14 protein-coding genes and 1 pseudogene are annotated in these 14,947 nt (G+C 68.8%); 10 read left to right on the top strand and 5 right to left on the bottom strand.

The genetic code is table 11. From position 1 onward, the window contains the following. The first annotated feature begins 4 nt into the window (after positions 1 to 4). The 4 genes from HWX14_RS18350 to HWX14_RS18335 are packed head-to-tail and all read left to right on the top strand — an operon-like array spanning position 5 to position 4,659. Positions 5 to 1,198 carry an ABC transporter substrate-binding protein gene (locus HWX14_RS18350; RefSeq protein WP_175883851.1) on the top strand — a complete coding sequence of 398 codons (1,194 nt, stop codon included), beginning with the start codon at positions 5 to 7 and terminating at the stop codon, positions 1,196 to 1,198. 19 nt (positions 1,199 to 1,217) lie between these two features. After that, on the top strand, positions 1,218 to 3,029 hold the full coding sequence (locus tag HWX14_RS18345) for an ABC transporter permease (RefSeq protein ID WP_060212767.1): 1,812 nt from the start codon (positions 1,218 to 1,220) through the stop codon (positions 3,027 to 3,029). Positions 3,030 to 3,040: 11 nt separating this feature from the next. Further along, entirely contained in the window at positions 3,041 to 3,898 is an 858-nt protein-coding gene (locus HWX14_RS18340; RefSeq protein ID WP_175883850.1) for an ABC transporter ATP-binding protein, read from the top strand. Then, a complete protein-coding gene (locus tag HWX14_RS18335) occupies positions 3,895 to 4,659 on the top strand; it encodes an ABC transporter ATP-binding protein (protein ID WP_175883849.1) in 765 nt (254 codons plus the stop codon). Before HWX14_RS18340 ends, HWX14_RS18335 begins: the two co-directional genes overlap by 4 nt. A 15-nt stretch (positions 4,660 to 4,674) precedes the next feature. On the opposite strand, the gene HWX14_RS18330 is transcribed toward HWX14_RS18335, so the two are convergent. Further along, positions 4,675 to 5,307, bottom strand: coding sequence for a DinB family protein (locus HWX14_RS18330; RefSeq protein WP_244130260.1), 633 nt, complete (start codon positions 5,305 to 5,307; stop codon positions 4,675 to 4,677). Here HWX14_RS18330 and HWX14_RS18325 point away from each other — a divergent pair. Together HWX14_RS18325 and HWX14_RS18320 are read left to right on the top strand one after the other, a co-directional pair. After that, positions 5,306 to 5,950: a TetR/AcrR family transcriptional regulator gene (locus HWX14_RS18325; RefSeq protein WP_175883848.1), complete on the top strand. Its 645-nt coding sequence runs from the start codon at positions 5,306 to 5,308 to the stop codon at positions 5,948 to 5,950. The genes HWX14_RS18330 and HWX14_RS18325 overlap by 2 nt on opposite strands. Positions 5,951 to 6,035: 85 nt before the next feature. Next, complete coding sequence (locus HWX14_RS18320) at positions 6,036 to 6,482, top strand: hypothetical protein (RefSeq protein WP_175883847.1); 447 nt, start codon at positions 6,036 to 6,038, stop codon at positions 6,480 to 6,482. Positions 6,483 to 6,519: 37 nt separating this feature from the next. Here HWX14_RS18320 and HWX14_RS18315 read toward each other — a convergent pair whose 3' ends face one another. Then, positions 6,520 to 7,941, bottom strand: coding sequence for a sensor histidine kinase (locus tag HWX14_RS18315; RefSeq protein ID WP_175883846.1), 1,422 nt, complete (start codon positions 7,939 to 7,941; stop codon positions 6,520 to 6,522). Further along, positions 7,928 to 8,593, bottom strand: a complete 666-nt coding sequence (locus HWX14_RS18310; protein WP_012338672.1) for a response regulator transcription factor — start codon at positions 8,591 to 8,593, stop codon at positions 7,928 to 7,930. Before HWX14_RS18310 ends, HWX14_RS18315 begins: the two co-directional genes overlap by 14 nt. A 237-nt stretch (positions 8,594 to 8,830) precedes the next feature. On the opposite strand from HWX14_RS18310, the gene HWX14_RS18305 reads away from it, so the two are divergent. The 3 genes and pseudogenes from HWX14_RS18305 to HWX14_RS18295 all read left to right on the top strand — a co-directional run. Beyond that, on the top strand, positions 8,831 to 9,856 hold the full coding sequence (locus tag HWX14_RS18305; protein ID WP_175883845.1) for an ABC transporter substrate-binding protein: 1,026 nt from the start codon (positions 8,831 to 8,833) through the stop codon (positions 9,854 to 9,856). A gap of 121 nt (positions 9,857 to 9,977) precedes the next feature. Further along, positions 9,978 to 11,288 carry an MFS transporter gene (locus tag HWX14_RS18300; protein ID WP_175883844.1) on the top strand — a complete coding sequence of 437 codons (1,311 nt, stop codon included), beginning with the start codon at positions 9,978 to 9,980 and terminating at the stop codon, positions 11,286 to 11,288. A gap of 161 nt (positions 11,289 to 11,449) precedes the next feature. Further along, positions 11,450 to 11,611 (top strand): annotated as a pseudogene (locus HWX14_RS18295) (prevent-host-death protein); the annotation flags it as partial. Positions 11,612 to 11,645: 34 nt separating this feature from the next. On the opposite strand, the gene HWX14_RS18290 reads toward HWX14_RS18295, so the two are convergent. Continuing rightward, positions 11,646 to 13,442, bottom strand: a complete 1,797-nt coding sequence (locus tag HWX14_RS18290; protein ID WP_175883843.1) for a sensor histidine kinase — start codon at positions 13,440 to 13,442, stop codon at positions 11,646 to 11,648. Further along, the gene (locus tag HWX14_RS18285) at positions 13,439 to 14,086 is read right to left on the bottom strand and encodes a response regulator transcription factor (RefSeq protein ID WP_175883842.1); all 648 of its coding nucleotides are present in this window, start codon (positions 14,084 to 14,086) and stop codon (positions 13,439 to 13,441) included. Before HWX14_RS18285 ends, HWX14_RS18290 begins: the two co-directional genes overlap by 4 nt. 335 nt (positions 14,087 to 14,421) lie before the next feature. On the opposite strand from HWX14_RS18285, the gene HWX14_RS18280 reads away from it, so the two are divergent. Continuing rightward, positions 14,422 to 14,874 carry a hypothetical protein gene (locus HWX14_RS18280; RefSeq protein WP_175883841.1) on the top strand — a complete coding sequence of 151 codons (453 nt, stop codon included), beginning with the start codon at positions 14,422 to 14,424 and terminating at the stop codon, positions 14,872 to 14,874. Positions 14,875 to 14,947 lie beyond the last annotated feature (73 nt).

Below are 14,947 nucleotides of genomic sequence, written 5' to 3'. Positions count from 1 at the left end.
ACGCATGAACGTTTCGGGGAACGACGCGCGCGGCGCATGGCGGCGCGTGCTGGGCACGGTGGCGGCGCTCGCTGCCGCATGGGGCTTGTCGACGGGCGGCGTGCTCGCGGCGAGCGTGTCGGGCGAGCCGGTGGTGATCGGCGTGAGCGGACCGCTCACGGGTCAGGACGCGCAATACGGCGAGCAGTGGAAGCGTGGCTTCGATCTCGCGCTCGACGAGATCAACGGCAGCGGCGGCATTCATGGCCGGCCGCTCGCGATCGACTTCCAGGACAGCCGCAGCGATCCGCGCCAGGCGGTGGCGATTGCGCAGAAGTTCGTCGCCGATCCGCGCATCGCGATCGAGCTCGGCGATTTCTCGAGCGCGACGTCGATGGCCGCGTCGCCGATCTACCAGCGCGGGCAACTGATCCAGTTCGGCTTCACGAATTCGCATCCGGATTTCACGAAGGGCGGCGACTATCTGTGGAGCACCGCGCTGAGCCAGGCCGAGGAACAGCCGCTGCTCGCGCGCTATGCGGTGAAGGAGCTCGGCTTCAAGCGGATCGCGGTGCTGTACCTGAACACCGACTGGGGCCGCACCAGCAAGGACATCTTCGCGAAGGCGGTGACGGGGCTCGGCGCGCAGGTCGTCGCGGCCGAAGGCTACCAGCCGACGGAGAAGGATTTCCGCTCGACGCTCGTGCGCATCGGCGAATCGAAGCCCGATTCGATCGTGCTGATCTCGTACTACGCGGACGGCGCGCAGATCGTGCGCCAGGCGCGTACATCGGGGCTCACGCTGCCGATCGCGGCAGTCGGCTCCGTGTATTCGCCGAAGTTCCTCGAACTGGGCGGCACGGCCGTCGAAGGCGTCTATACGGAATCGAACTTCTTCCCGGCCGAACCGCGCCCCGAGGTGCAGGCGTTCGTGCAGCGCTATCGCGCGAAATTCCACGCCGATCCCGATTCGTTCGTGGCGCGCGCGTACGACGCGCTGATCCTGTCGGCCGAGGTGCTGCGCCGCTACGGCACGACGCGCCAGGCCGCGCACGACGGCTTCGCGAAGATCAGCGACGTGCCGAGCGTGATCTTCGGCAAGGTGCGCTTCGATCCGCAGACGCGCCGCGTCGCCGGCGCGCGCACCGTGTATCTGGTCGTGAAGCAGGGGCAGTGGGCGCTGTGGGACGGCGCGAAGCCGCAGCTCGCGGCGCGCTGAAAACCACGGACGCATCGTGATGGCTTCCTGGCTCGACTACACGCTCAACGGCCTCATCGTCGGCAACATCTACGCGCTGCTCGCGGTCGGGCTCGCGCTGATCTTCGGCGTGTCGCACCTGATCAACTTCGCGCACGGCTCGGTGTACATGGTCGGCGCGTTCATCGGCTGGCTGTGCCTGACGCGCTTCGGGTTGCCGCTGCCGGTCGCGCTCGCGGCGGTCGTGGTCGGCTGCGGCGCGCTCGGCATCGCGATCGAGCGGATCGGGCTGCGGCCGTTGCGCCACGCGGCACGCATCGCGCCGCTGCTCGCGACGATCGGCATCAGCTTCATCCTCGACCAGCTCGCGCAGCTCGCGTTCGGCGCGGACCCGCGCGCGGTGCCGACGCCGCTGCCCGACTGGCACGTGCGGATCGCCGGCGCGACGCTCGGCTCGCTCGACCTGCTGATCGCCGGCATCGGCATCGCGGCGGCCGCGCTGCTGTACGGCTTCCTGCGCTTCACGCGGCTCGGCTGGGCCGTGCGCGCGACCGCGCAGGATCGCGATGCGGCGCTGCAGATGGGCGTCGACGTCGATCGCGTGAACCAGACCGTGTTCGCGATCGCGTGCGCGCTCGGCGGCGTGAGCGGGCTGCTGGTCGGCATGTACTACAACAGCATCGACCCGGCGATGGGTTTCCAGGCGACGCTGAAGGGCGTGGTCGCGCTGCTGATCGGCGGCCTCGGCAACGTGCCGGGCGCGATCGCCGGCAGCCTGCTGCTCGGTCTCGTCGAAAGCTACGGCGTCGCGCTGTTCGGCACCAGCTATCGCGACCTGTTCGCGTTCGGGCTGCTGATCGTGTTCCTCGTGTGGCGGCCGAACGGCTTGTTCAGCGCGAATCGCGCATTGCCGCCCGAGCCGATGACGGGCACCTTCCTCGCCGCCGCGAAAGCGGTGCGCGTGCCGCGCCCGGTGCTCGTCGCGCTGATCGCGGCGGCCGCCGTGCTGCCGTGGCTCGGCGCATCGCCTTACGTGCTGCAGACGCTGACCAACGCGTGGCTGTACGGGCTGCTCGCGCTGAGCCTCACGCTCGTCGCGGGCACGGTCGGGCAGATCTCGCTCGGTCACGCCGCGCTGCTCGTGATCGGCGCGTATGCGTCGGCGCTGCTGTCGTCGGATCTCGGCTGGTCGCCGGCCGTGACGATTCCGTGCGCGGGCGCGATCACCGCCGTGCTCGGCACGCTGCTCGTCTATCCGGCGTTCCGGCTGCGCGGGCACTACGTGTCGATCGCGACGCTCGGCATCGGCGAAGTGGTGAGCCTCGTGATCCTGAACTGGGATGGCCTCACGCGCGGCCCGCTCGGCATCACCGGCATCGCGCCGCTGCCGTGGGCGACGACCGCGCGCGCCGCGTACTGGTTCACGTTCGCGGTGCTCGTCGTGTTCGCGCTCGTGCAGGTGCGGCTGCTGCGTTCGCATCTCGGCCGCACGCTGCGCGCGGTGCGCGAGGACGACGTCGCCGCGCGTGCGCACGGCATCGCGCCGAACCGCTACAAGGCGATCGCGTTCGCGGTCGGCGGCGTCGCGGCCGGCGTGAGCGGCGGGATCGCCGCGCATCTGTACAGCTACATTAATCACCAGACCTTCGATTCGCAGGTGTCGATCCTTGCGCTGACGATGGTGATCCTCGGTGGGCTCGGCAACGTGCTCGGCGGCATCGTCGGCGCGATCGCGCTGATCGGGCTGCCCGAGCTGTTCCGCTGGGCGGCCGACTACCGGATGCTGATCTACGGCCTCGTGCTGTTGCTGCTCGTCCGGTTCCGGCCGCAGGGCCTGCTCGGCACGGTGTGAGGAGGAATGCGATGACCACCACCCGACCCTTGCTCGACGTGCAGGGCCTGACGCGCCGCTTCGACGGCGTGACCGCGCTCGACGGCGCGAGCCTCACGCTCGCCGACGGCGAACTGCTCAGCGTGATCGGGCCGAACGGCGCGGGCAAGTCGACGCTGTTCAACCTGATTGCCGGCGCCGACCGGCCCGACGCCGGCCGCGTGACGTTCGACGGCCGCGACATCACCGGCACCGCGCCCGAACGGCTCGCGGCGCTCGGCATCGCGCGCACGTTCCAGCACGGCCGCGTGTTCGGCAACCTGAGCGTGCTCGACAACGTGCTGATCGGCGCGCACGCGCGGCTGCGTGCGGCGCGGCCCGGCTGGCCGGCGCTCGGCGCGGCCGCCGAAGTGCTGCGTGCGCTGGTGCGGCCCGCGTCGGTGCGGCGCGAGGAAGCCGAACTGCGCGAAGAAGCGCGCGCGATCGTCGCCGGCTTCGGCGAACGGCTCACGCCGCGCATCGATCATCCGGCGCACAGCCTGTCGTATGCGAACCGGCGGCGCGTGGAGATCGGCCGCGCGCTCGCGCTGCATCCGCGCCTGCTGCTGCTCGACGAGCCGACGGCCGGGATGAACGAGACGGAGACGGCCGAGATGCTGCAACTGATCCAGTCGCTGAAGGCGCGCGGGCTGACGATCCTGCTGATCGAGCACAAGCTCGAACTCGTGATGCGCGTGTCCGATCGCGTGATGGTGCTCGACAACGGCGTGAAGATCGCCGAAGGCGCACCGCGCGACGTGCGCCAGGATCCGCGCGTGATCGAGGCTTATCTCGGCCGCCGCCATGCGGGCGACGCGCCGGCCGACCGCACGACGCAGGCGGCCGCATGAGCGCCCTTGCTTCGGAACCCGATACGACCATGACCGACGCGCTGCTGAAACTCGAACACCTGGATACGTTCTACGGGCCGGTGCAGGTGCACTTCGACGTGAACTTCGAGGTCGGCCGCGGGCAGATCGTCAGCCTGCTCGGCGGCAACGCGAGCGGCAAGTCGACGACGATGAAGCTGATCCTCGGGCTGATGCGGCCGAAGCGTGGCGTCGTGCGTTTCGATGGCGACGACGTGACCGCGCTCGCGACACCGCAGCGCGTACGGCGCGGGATCGCGGCCGTGCCGGAGGCGCGGCGGCTGTTCGGCGACATGAGCGTGCGCGAGAACCTGCTGATGGGCGCGTACACGCGCGGCGATCGTGCGGCGGTGGCCGACGACTACGAGCGGGTGCTCGACCTGTTTCCGCGTGTGCGCGAACGGCTCGCGCAGCGCGCGGGCACGCTGTCGGGCGGCGAGCAGCAGATGCTTGCGATGGCGCGTGCGCTGATGGCGCGGCCGAAACTGATCTGCATGGACGAGCCGACGATGGGGTTGTCGCCGCTCTACGTCGACAAGGTGCTGGAGCTGATCGACGCGATCAACCGGCAGGGCGTGACGGTGTTCATGGTCGAGCAGAACGCGAGCCTCGCGCTGGAGATCGCGCACTACGGGTACGTGCTGCAGACGGGGCGCGTCGTGCTCGAAGGGCCTGCGAAAACGCTGCTCGACGATGAGCGCGTGCGCGATGCGTATCTCGGTGGGGAGGCGGTGGCGGTGTAGGCGGCGTAGCGCGTTTCATCGCCCGGCATTCGCCGCGTTCGCGTCGCCGAGCTTGCGTTGCAGCCTGCGCTCGGGCTCGGTCCGATGCAAGTGAACGGCGTAGGTATCCCAAGGGAGCTCGATATCCCGTGCCGAGAGCGCGGCCGCCTGAATCATCAGTCTGCCCGCTTCGCCGCGATGATAGCCGCCGTGCGTGACGACATGGGTCAGCATCTCTTCGCGCGTCATGTATCCGTTGTCGCCATCGGTAAACACAAAGGGAATCGATTCCGACAGCATGTCGGGTGTGGCGGTTTCCACATAGTCGAGATACCAGCGATCGAGCGTGGCGAATGCCGCGCGCAGCGCTTCCGGCTCCGGCGTGTCAGGCGTGTTGTCGGACACGAAGCCGTGACGCTCGCCGCTCAGGTGCGCGGCGAATATCCGGTTCACCACGAGGCAATGGTTCATCAGCCGCAGCGCGAGATGACGGGCTTGCGCATGCCGCACCGCGTCGAGCCCCGGCACCGCCTTCAGCATTTCGTCATTGGCCCATGCGTGGTAGCGCAGCATGCGGGACAGGAGTGCGTTCGCGCTCATGGTCGTTTCCTCGTCGGGTTCACCTAATATGTGAGCTTCGCCACCATTATTTTCAGTGGGAGCCCGCATGTCCACTCGCGTTTACAATGCAGCCGCCGCGATGCGTAAAGCCCCGCGCCAGGCCCGTTCGCGTGCGACGGTGGACGTGATCGTCACGGCCGGGGCTCGCGTTCTGGACAAGCACGGGTGGGCCGGCTTCACGACCAACGAGGTCGCGCAGGTTGCCGGCGTGAGCATCGGCTCCGTGTATCAGTATTTCCCGAACAAGCTCGCGTTGGTCGATGCGATCCGGCATCGCCATTTCGACGACGTGCTCGCCGTGCTGCAGCGCGCGCACGATCGTCGGGCGAGCGCCGGGCGTCGGCTCGACGGCCTGATCGGCGACCTGATCGCCGCGCATCGCGATTACCCTGCGCTGCACCGGGCGCTGCTCGATCTTCCCGATCCGGGCGGTGCGAAGGACGCGTATGACGCGTTTCAGAACGAATATCTGCGCCGGTATGCGCTGATCGTTGCCGCGTGTCGCGGGCGTGCGCCGGTCAAGGCCGATACGGTGACCGCGCAGGTGCTGTCGTCCGCGCTCGAAGGCGTCGTGCACAACGCGGCCCGGCGCGGGCTGCTGGCGGATCCGAAACTGAAGCGCGAGCTCGTCAGGCTGGCCGGCACTTACCTCGAAGATCGCCGCGCGGCGACGGCGAATGTACGTTCATGAGCCGCCCGGAAAAATCGTCACGGATACCGAAATTCACGGTAGATTGACGCTCTCCTGATTTCGAACACCACAGGGTTGCCGCGCCATGTTGACCTATTCCATCCAGAAAGTCGGCTACGATTTCAATCAGCTCGATCAGCAGGGCGCGACCGACTACGCGTCGTTCGTTCATGCGTTCGATGCGTTCCCTTGGGTGGCGCAGCACGTCGAATGGAACGAGACGCAGGACGGCCCGCTGCCGGCGCTCGTGCTACAGCATGCGGACGATCAGCGTGAGCTGTGGGTGACTGCGTTGACGGATGCGCATTCGGATGGCTTCCAGCTGAATTCCGTAGGCATGCGGATCAAGAAGGGGCTATTCGGCATCGGCAAGGGCAAGCTGGCGCAGCACGTCGACACGATCGACGTGAGGAAGCGCGTCGACGTCGATGCGTTGTGTAGGTTGTTCTGCGACCGCCAGTATGACGAACTGGACCAACGGGTGGCGCGGCATGCGCAGCGAAGCCGGTTCGACGACGACAACCGCCGCTGAGCGTCTGCCGCGCATGGCACGGCGCTGATTCGACGGCTTATGCCTTTTCTGCGTCGGTCCCCGCCGCACGCGGAAACGTCAGCACCACCGCAAACCCGCCCGCATCCGGAAACGCGAACCCGACGCGTCCGCCGTGCGCCTTCATCACTTCCTGCACGATCGCGAGCCCGAGGCCGGACCCCGTGCGCCGTTCGCTGCCGTCCGGCGCGATCCGCACGAACGGCTGCAACGCCGCGTCCCAGTGCTCGCGCGGTATCCCGCGCCCGTTGTCGGTGACGGTCAGCGTCACCGCCTGATCCGCGTTGCCCATCGTCGCGACCGACACGACGATGTCGTCCGCATGGCCATGCAGCAGCGCGTTGTGCAGCACGTTCGACAGCGCTTCCTGAAGACTGATCGCGTCACCGTCGATCCACGCATGCGGCGCGTCGCTGGCGAACGCAACGGCCACGTCGCGTTCGCCGGCGAGCGGAATCGTGCGGCCCAGGACCTCTTTCGCGAGCGCGACGAGGTCGACCGGTTGCAGCGGCACGGCCTCGGTGCGGTGAATCACCATCGCATGATTGAGCAGCTGCCCGGTGAGCCGGCCGACGTCCGAAGAGGTCGCGCGCAGCGCATCGAGCCGCGCTGCATGACGCGCGGGATCGGATTCGCCGTCGAGCAGCTCGATCTGCGCGTCGAGCCGCGCGAGCGGCGTGCGCATCTGGTGCGCGGCGTCGGCGATGAAGCGCTGCATCGCGTTGATCCGCTCGGCGAGGCGGTGCATCAAGCCGTTGATCGACCCGATGATCGCGTCGATCTCGCTCGGCGTATCGACGGCCACCGGCCGCAGGTCGGCCGGGTCGCGCGCGGCGATGATCGTGCCGATCTGCGCGAGCGGGCGCAGGCCGCGCCGGATCGCGAGGCCGCTCGCGCCGATCGCGAGCACGCTCATCAGCAGGATCAGCGTCCATACCTTGATGCTCATGTCGTTCGTCAGCTGCTGCCGCGCATGGGTTGTCTGCGCAACCGTCACGAGCGCCCAGCCGGGCGTGCTTTCCTCGGGCATGTAGCGCGCGATGGTCGCGGTGCGGATCCGGTGCCCCTGGTAGACGGCGTTCGCGAACGCCGGGCCCTGCTTCGCGGCGGCGAGCGTCGCGGGGCTCGCGAGATCGTTGTAGCCGGCCACGACCACGCCGCGCGAATCGACCACCTTGTAGTAGACGAGGTCGTAGCGCGACAGCGTCGACAGCGCGGCCACCGGCGGATTCAGCGCGAGCACGCCGCCTTGCACGTAGAGGTTTTCCGCGACCTGGATCGATGCGCCCGCAAGCAACTGGTCGTATGCGCGTTCGGCCGCGACACCCGCGTAGTAGCGCGCGATCGCCGCGAGCGCGAGCGCGCCGGTCGCGACGACGAGCGCGATGAACAGCAGCGTGCGCCCGAACAGCGTCTTCGGGAACCAGTCAATGCGCGGCAATCTGATACCCCATCCCGCGTGCGGTGCGGATCTCGACCGAGCTGCCCTGAAGTTTCTTGCGCACGCGCGTCACGTATTGCTCGACGGCGTTCGCGGTCGGCTCGTTGCCGAAGCTGAACAACTGGTTCAGCAGTTCTTCCTTCGAGAAGATACGCTGCGGGCGGCTCGCGAGGATTTCGAGCAGCGCGAATTCCTGGCGCGACAGCGACAGCGGCTGGCCATCGAGTTCCGCGAGGCGGCTGCTGCGGTCGATCACGAGGCCGCCGAGCGTCAGCACGTCGTTCGCGTGGCCGCTGTTGCGGCGCAGCAGCGCCTGCACGCGCGCGTCCAGTTCGCGGTAGTCGAACGGCTTCACCAAGTAGTCGTCGGCGCCGAGGCCGAGGCCGCTCACGCGGTCGTCGATCGCCGAGCGCGCGGTGACGAGCAGCACGGGCGTCGTGCTGCCCGACGCGCGCAGGTTGCGCAGTACCGTGAAGCCGTCCATGCCGGGCAGGTTCGCATCGAGCACGACGAGATCGAAGCGCTCGACGCGCAGCAGCCCGTTCGCGGTCGCGCCGTCGGTTTCGAGATCGACGGCGTGGCCGAGCCGGGCCAGGCGGCTACGGATCGCCGCGCCGATTTCGGCATCGTCCTCCACGACGAGAATGCGCATGGTGCCGTTTTCAGGTAGAGGGGTTAGGGGTTTTCCCGGGGCCGGGATGTCAGCATTTTCTCAGACTCGGCCGATAACCTGTGTCGAGCCGGAAGCAGGACGCAAGGACGGCATTAATACCAGAAATATTCAAGGAGACGGCAACATGCAGCATGTCACGGGCACGACGAACGCGCGCCGCGGCGCCACGCCGGCTTGCGCGCGGCCGCTGGCCGTCGGCCGCACGGCGGCGCGCGCATGACGACGTCGCCGCGCCGCCGCGCGTTGATCGCAGCCGGGCTCGGCGTGCTGGGCGTGCTCGGGGCGCCGGCGCCGGTGCGCGCGAAGCCGCGCACGGTGCGGATCTCGAAAGGCTATGGCGTGCTGTACCTGCCGCTGCTCGTGATGGAGAAGCAGCGGCTGTTCGAGCGGCATGCGGCGCGCCACGGCGTGCGCGACGTCGCGGTCGACTGGGTGCTGCTCGACGGCGGCAATTCCGTCAACGACGCGATGATGGCCGGCACGCTCGATTTCGCGGGCGCCGGCGCGCCGGGTTTCATCGAGCTGTGGGCACGGGCGCGCGGCATTCCGAACGTCGAGGTGATCGGCATCAGCGGGCTGTCGACGACGTCGCTGTCGCTGAACGCGAACCGCGCGGGCCTCGCGTCGCTGCGCGACTTCACGCCGTCCGACCGGATCGCGGTGCCGGGCATCCGCACGTCGCTGTCGGCGGTCGTGCTGCAGATGGTCGCGAGCCGGCAGCTCGGCCCGAAGCATTTCGCGCAGCTCGATTCGATCACCGTGAACCTGCCGCATCCGCAGGCGATGCAGGCGCTGATCCGCCGCGAGAACGGCGTGACCGCGCACTTCACGTCGCCGCCTTTCTCGACGCTCGAATTGCGGCAGCCGGGCATTCATCGCGTGGTGAGCTCGGTCGACGTGCTCGGCCCGCTGACGCTCGATGTCGTGTTCGCGCCGAAGCGGCTCGTCGATGCGGAGCCCGCGCTCGCCGTCGCGTTTCTCGGCGCGCTCGACGAAGCGAACCGCCTGATCGCGCAGGACCCGCGCGCGGCGGCCGCGCTCTATGCGGCGTCGTCGGGCGTCGGCGTGTCGCACGACGACGTGATGCGGATGCTCGCCGCGCCGGACACGCGCTTCTCGGTGCTGCCGAACCAGTTGATGGACTACGTCGACTTCCTGTACCTGGCCGGCACGATCAAGGCGAAGCCGCGCGCGTGGCACGAGATGTTCGCGCCGATGCTCGACGACTACCGGTCGGGTTGAGCCACGCGGGCCGCGATCCGATTCCAATCATCGAACCACCTGGCGCCCGCGCGTTCATCAAGCGCGGCGCCGATTCAACCGATTCACCCGATACGCAACCGATTCACCCAAGGAGCCTGAAGTGAACGCTACCGACACCCTGGACCCCGCGTCCGCCGAAGAACAGCGCATCATGTCGAAGGTGGCGCGGCGCCTGCTGCCCATCCTCGTCGTGATGTTCCTGATCGCGTTCATCGACCGGCAGAACGTCGGTTTCGCGAAACTGCAGATGGTGCACAGCCTCGGGATGACGGAAGCCGCGTTCGGGCTCGCGTCGTCGCTGTTCTTCATCGGCTACCTGCTGTTCGAGGTGCCGAGCACGCTCGCGCTGCATCGTTACGGCGCACGCGTGTGGCTCGCGCGGATCATGCTGACGTGGGGGCTCATCACGGTGCTGATGGGCTTCACGACGTCGATGCCCGCGTTCTGCTCGCTGCGCTTCGTGCTCGGCATCGCCGAGGCCGGCTTCTATCCGGGCGTGATCTATTACCTGACGCTGTGGTTTCCGCAGAGCTACCGCGCGAAGGTGCTCGGCATCTTCACGCTCGGCAGCGCGCTCGCGAACATGCTCGGCTCGCTGGTCGGCGGCCTGCTGCTGAGCCTGAACGGCGTGTGGGGGCTCGCGGGCTGGCAGTGGGTGTTCGTCGCGACGGGCATTCCGGCCGTGGTCGTCGCGATCGTCGTGTTCCGCGTGCTGCCCGCATCGTTCCGCGAAGCGCCGTTCCTCGACGAGCGCGAGAAGCAGATCGTCGCGGCCGCGCTGGAGCGCGAGAAGCCCGCGCAGGCCGAGCACGGCCAGCCGTGGAAGGCGCTGCTCGATCCGCGCGTGATGCTGTTCGCGGCAACCTACATGCTGATGTCGACGTCGCTGTACGGCGTCACGTACTGGCTGCCGACGCTCGTGAAATCGTTCGGCGTGTCGAGCACCACGAACGGCTTCCTGAGCATGCTGCCGTGGGCGCTCGCGGTGGTGCTGCTGGTGTGGCTGCCGGCGAAGCTGCGCCGTGCGAAGAGCATCCTGCGCACGATCGCGATCGTCGCGGCGCTCGGCGCGCTCGGTTTCCTGCTGAGCCTCGTGCTGCCGTCGACGCCGCTGCGCTTCATCGCGCTCGTGCTCGGCGGCGCGTGCATCCCGCTGCTGTATCCGTGCTTCTGGTCGATGCCGCCGCGCTATTTCACCGGCGCGCGGGCGGCCGCGAGCGTCGCGGCGATCAACTCGATCGGCAACCTCGGCGGCTTCTTCAGCCAGAACCTGATGCCGTTCGCGGGCAAGGTGACGGGCACCGCGTTCGGGCCGATGATCGTGCCGATCGTGTGCCTCGCCCTGCTCGGCGTCGGCGCGCTGGTCGCGTGGACGCGCTCGGAGCGGGGGATGGTGGCGGCGCGGGCGTGATGGCGTTCGTTGCTATCGCAGCGTCGGCTGGTTTCCGATGATCCTGAAACTGGGCGACGCATGCCGGTTCGACGGCAAGTACCCGAGCGCGCTACCATGCGGTGCACATGCGACGAATGGAGCGGGCAATGAAGAAGGTGACGATGATGAACATGTCTTGCGACGGCGTTGCGCGCCGCCGCGCGCAGCGCGAGTTTGTCGCACGTGGGCTGGCATCGCGTGACGAGGCGCGGCGGACCGGCGAATACATCGATGCGGCCAACGTCCGCGCGGAACTCGAGCGCATGCTGAAAGCGGCGCGCTCGACGAAGGCGGTCGACTAAGTCATCGTCGTGCGGCGGCTTCCGCCGCCCCGATCTACCCCCGCGAAACCCCGTCCCCGCCATGCACTGCGGCGACGGGTGACGGCGACAACGGAATTTCGACCTCCACCGTCGTCCCTTCGCCGAGCGTCGTCGCGATCCGCAGCGTGCCGCCGACCAGATACGCACGCTCGCGCAGCCCCACCAGCCCGAATGAAGCCGACTTGCGCGGCACCGCGGGATCGAAGCCCGCGCCGTCGTCGCGTATGGTCAGCGCGATCGCTTCGCTGTCGTACACGAGCTCGACGTTCGCATGCGACGCGGCCGCGTGCCGGGCGACATTCGCGAGCGCTTCCTGCGCGATGCGGAACACGGCCGTCGCATACGGCTCGTCGAGTTGCAGCTCCGGCGGCTCGACGTGCAGCGAACAGGCGATCCCGTGACGGTGCCGGAAATCCTCCGCGAGCCATTGCATCGCGGCCGCGAAGCCGAGATCGTCGAGCATCAGCGGGCGCAGGTCCGACGCGATGCGGCGCGTCGCGGCCACCGCGCCGCGCGCGAGCGCATGCATCGCCGCGATCTTGCGTGCGAGCGACGCGTCGTCCTGCGGCACGCGGTCGATCAGCCATTCGAGATCGTTCTTCAGCGCCGCGAGCGACTGCGCGAGTTCGTCGTGCAGTTCGCGCGCGATGCGGCGCTGCTCGGCTTCGCGCGCGCTGGCGCTGATCGCGGCGATTTCGCGCAGCTCCTCGCGCGACGTCTGCAGCGCCCGTTCCGCGCGCACGCGCTCCTCGACTTCGCGCCGCAGGTCGCGGTTCGACGCGCTCAGTTGCGCGGTGCGCGCGGCGACGCGCTGTTCGAGCCGTTCGTTCGCATCGTTCAACTGCGCGCCTTTCTGCACGACGAGCAGATGCTGGTAGCGTGCGCCGGCCAGCGCGCGCACCGTCTGCGCGTGCAGCCGGCCGTTCTCGAACAGCATCGCGAACAGCACGACGCCCGACGCGACGAGGCCGTACGCGCGCCCCGCGTAGAAGCCGAGATCGAAGCGCCCGTGGTTCAGCATCGACGACAGCGCGATATCGAACAGCCACGCGACGAGCACCGTCATCACCCACAGGTCGAGCACGGAGTGACGCCGCCGCTGCCGCCACATCAGCATCAGCGCGACCAGGTTCAACCCCCAGACGACGGTGATCGCTTTCGTCATCGTCGCGGTCATCCGGTTGCCGCTCATGATGCGCGGCAGCAGGTCGTGGCCGGCGGTCGCGAGCAGCGCGAGCGCGACCGTCGCGCCGGCCGCGGCCGCGATGCAGAGGACGACCGGAATCGCCGCACGACGCTGCGGGGCCGGGGCCGGGGCCGGGGCCGGGCGTCCGCGCGACGTCGCGCGCAGCAGCGCATACGCGGCCACCGACAGCGGAAAGCCGCCATGCCAGAACAGGTAGAGCCACGCGGTGGTCTGTTCGCCGGCGCCGAGCAGGCCGGTCGGCGCGAACAGGCCGGGGAAGGTCAGCATGTGCGTGCCGGCCATGAACGCCGTGAACAGGTAGCCGCCGGCCAGCACGAGCAGCGACTTCTCGCGCAGGATCGCGTACTGGCCGAACAGCAGGCCGGCCGTCACCACGTCGTTGACGACGATCGCCGACTGGTACACCGGAATGAACGCCCAGCCCGGCGCGAGCGGCATGGCCGCGAACGGCGCGAGCGCGGCGAAGATCACGGCCGATACGAGGACGGTGGCGAGCGCGAGCCGCCGCTCGCGACGGTCCGGCGGCAGCGACGACATGAACAGGCGCGACGTGTCCGGATCGTCGTGGTCCGGCGGGGGTGTGGGCGGGAAGGCGGCCATCATGCGTCGTCGGCCCCGAAGTCGAGATCGTGGCGCACCGTGTAGCGGACCAGTGCGGCTTCGTGCGGCAGCCCCATCTTCTCGAGGATCCGCGTCTTGTACGTGCTGACCGTCTTCGTGCTCAGCGCGAGTTCGGATGCGATCCGCGTGACGGTCTGGCCCGCGACGATGCGGCGCATCACGTCGAACTCGCGCGCGGACAGCCGCTCGTGCGGCAGCGCCTGAGCCGGCGCGCGCAGCGTGCTCGCCAGGCTTTCGGCCGCGGACGGGCTCACGTAGATGCCGCCCGCCGCCACCTTGCCGACGGCCTCGACGAGCTCGGCGGCCGCGCTGTCCTTCGTCAGGTAGCCGGTGGCGCCGGCCTTGAACGCGCGCGCCGCGTACTGCGCTTCCGCGTGCATCGTCAGCACCAGCGTGCGCAGCGACGGCGCCTGGCGCTTGACCAGCCGGATCAGCTCGATGCCGGTGGGCGCGGGCATCGACAGGTCGAGCAGCAGGACGTCGGCGGCCGCGCGCTCGGCCAGCGCGAGCGTGCCCGAGCCGTCGCTCGCCTCGCCGACGATCTCGAAACCGCCGGCCCTCTCCAGGATGTGACGCAGTCCGTCCCGCATGACCGCGTGATCGTCAGCCAGAATTACCCTGATCATCTTTCTGCGATCCTCTTCGGGATGACGCCGCGGGGTTGCGGTCGTTGCTGTCCGGGTGTCGCCGCGGCCGTTCCTCTGATCAATATATTCCGCCGAATGCGAAAACGGTACGCGTTCGAGAAATTTTCAAGCGGGTTGATCGCGGAATGCGCACTGAAAAGAAATAATTCACGGGAAAGCGTATCGTGCGCAGCCCATGCGAATCAGGGTATTCCCGGGTGATCGTTGCAGCCGACGCGGGCACGCGCGGCATCGCCGGACCCGCCCCGCGAACCGTTCCGATTCGGGACTAAACTGGTGCCCGATGCCATCTGCGCGAACCGAGGAGGCCTGCAATGATCGACCTTGCCGATATCCTGCCGTCCGCCCTGCCCGCCGCCGTCGCCTGGGCCGAAGCGGAGGCGGCGCGCGGGCTCGCGCAGGGCGCGCCGCTGACGCCGGCGCAAGCCGACGATGCGCGCACGGTGGGCGTCGCGCAGCCGGACCGGATTCGCGTGATGGCGGTCGACCGCATGCCGTTTCCCGACACGCCGACGCTCGCCGCGATCGCCCACGACACGGGGCTGCTGTCGCCCGCGACGATCGGCCTCACGCTCGGTCATGCGGTGTACGTGCTGCGCGGGCAGGACACGCGCCGCCTGCTGACCCACGAGTTTCGTCACGTGCATCAATACGAGGCCGCCGGCTCGATCGGCGCGTTTCTTGCGCGCTATCTGCACGAGATCGCGACGGTCGGTTACCACGACGCGCCGCTCGAGGCCGACGCGCGGCAGCACGAGTTCGATTGACCGCCGACCCGCCGCCGGCGCGAACGCGCGCATTGCCGCGATGAACGTATCCAATGACCCTGCCGGCCGGGTG

The sequence above is a fragment of the Burkholderia sp. BCC0044 genome (assembly GCF_902832955.1).
GTDB lineage: Bacteria > Pseudomonadota > Gammaproteobacteria > Burkholderiales > Burkholderiaceae > Burkholderia.
The sequence above is the reverse complement of the archived record's forward strand: the minus strand, read 5'-3'. Positions and strand labels throughout refer to the sequence as shown.

Excerpts from the sequence above, each read along its gene's own strand:
- HWX14_RS18345 (WP_060212767.1), top strand. The coding sequence starts at position 1,218 with ATGGCTTCCTGGCTCGACTACACGCTCAACGGCCTCATCGTCGGCAAC.
- HWX14_RS18350 (WP_175883851.1), top strand. The coding sequence starts at position 5 with ATGAACGTTTCGGGGAACGACGCGCGCGGCGCATGGCGGCGCGTGCTG.
- HWX14_RS18285 (WP_175883842.1), bottom strand. The coding sequence starts at position 14,086 with ATGATCAGGGTAATTCTGGCTGACGATCACGCGGTCATGCGGGACGGA.
- HWX14_RS18310 (WP_012338672.1), bottom strand. The coding sequence starts at position 8,593 with ATGCGCATTCTCGTCGTGGAGGACGATGCCGAAATCGGCGCGGCGATC.
- HWX14_RS18340 (WP_175883850.1), top strand. The coding sequence starts at position 3,041 with ATGACCACCACCCGACCCTTGCTCGACGTGCAGGGCCTGACGCGCCGC.
- HWX14_RS18290 (WP_175883843.1), bottom strand. The coding sequence starts at position 13,442 with ATGATGGCCGCCTTCCCGCCCACACCCCCGCCGGACCACGACGATCCG.
- HWX14_RS18320 (WP_175883847.1), top strand. The coding sequence starts at position 6,036 with ATGTTGACCTATTCCATCCAGAAAGTCGGCTACGATTTCAATCAGCTC.
- HWX14_RS18335 (WP_175883849.1), top strand. The coding sequence starts at position 3,895 with ATGAGCGCCCTTGCTTCGGAACCCGATACGACCATGACCGACGCGCTG.
- HWX14_RS18305 (WP_175883845.1), top strand. The coding sequence starts at position 8,831 with ATGACGACGTCGCCGCGCCGCCGCGCGTTGATCGCAGCCGGGCTCGGC.
- HWX14_RS18325 (WP_175883848.1), top strand. The coding sequence starts at position 5,306 with ATGTCCACTCGCGTTTACAATGCAGCCGCCGCGATGCGTAAAGCCCCG.
- HWX14_RS18280 (WP_175883841.1), top strand. The coding sequence starts at position 14,422 with ATGATCGACCTTGCCGATATCCTGCCGTCCGCCCTGCCCGCCGCCGTC.
- HWX14_RS18330 (WP_244130260.1), bottom strand. The coding sequence starts at position 5,307 with ATGCGGGCTCCCACTGAAAATAATGGTGGCGAAGCTCACATATTAGGT.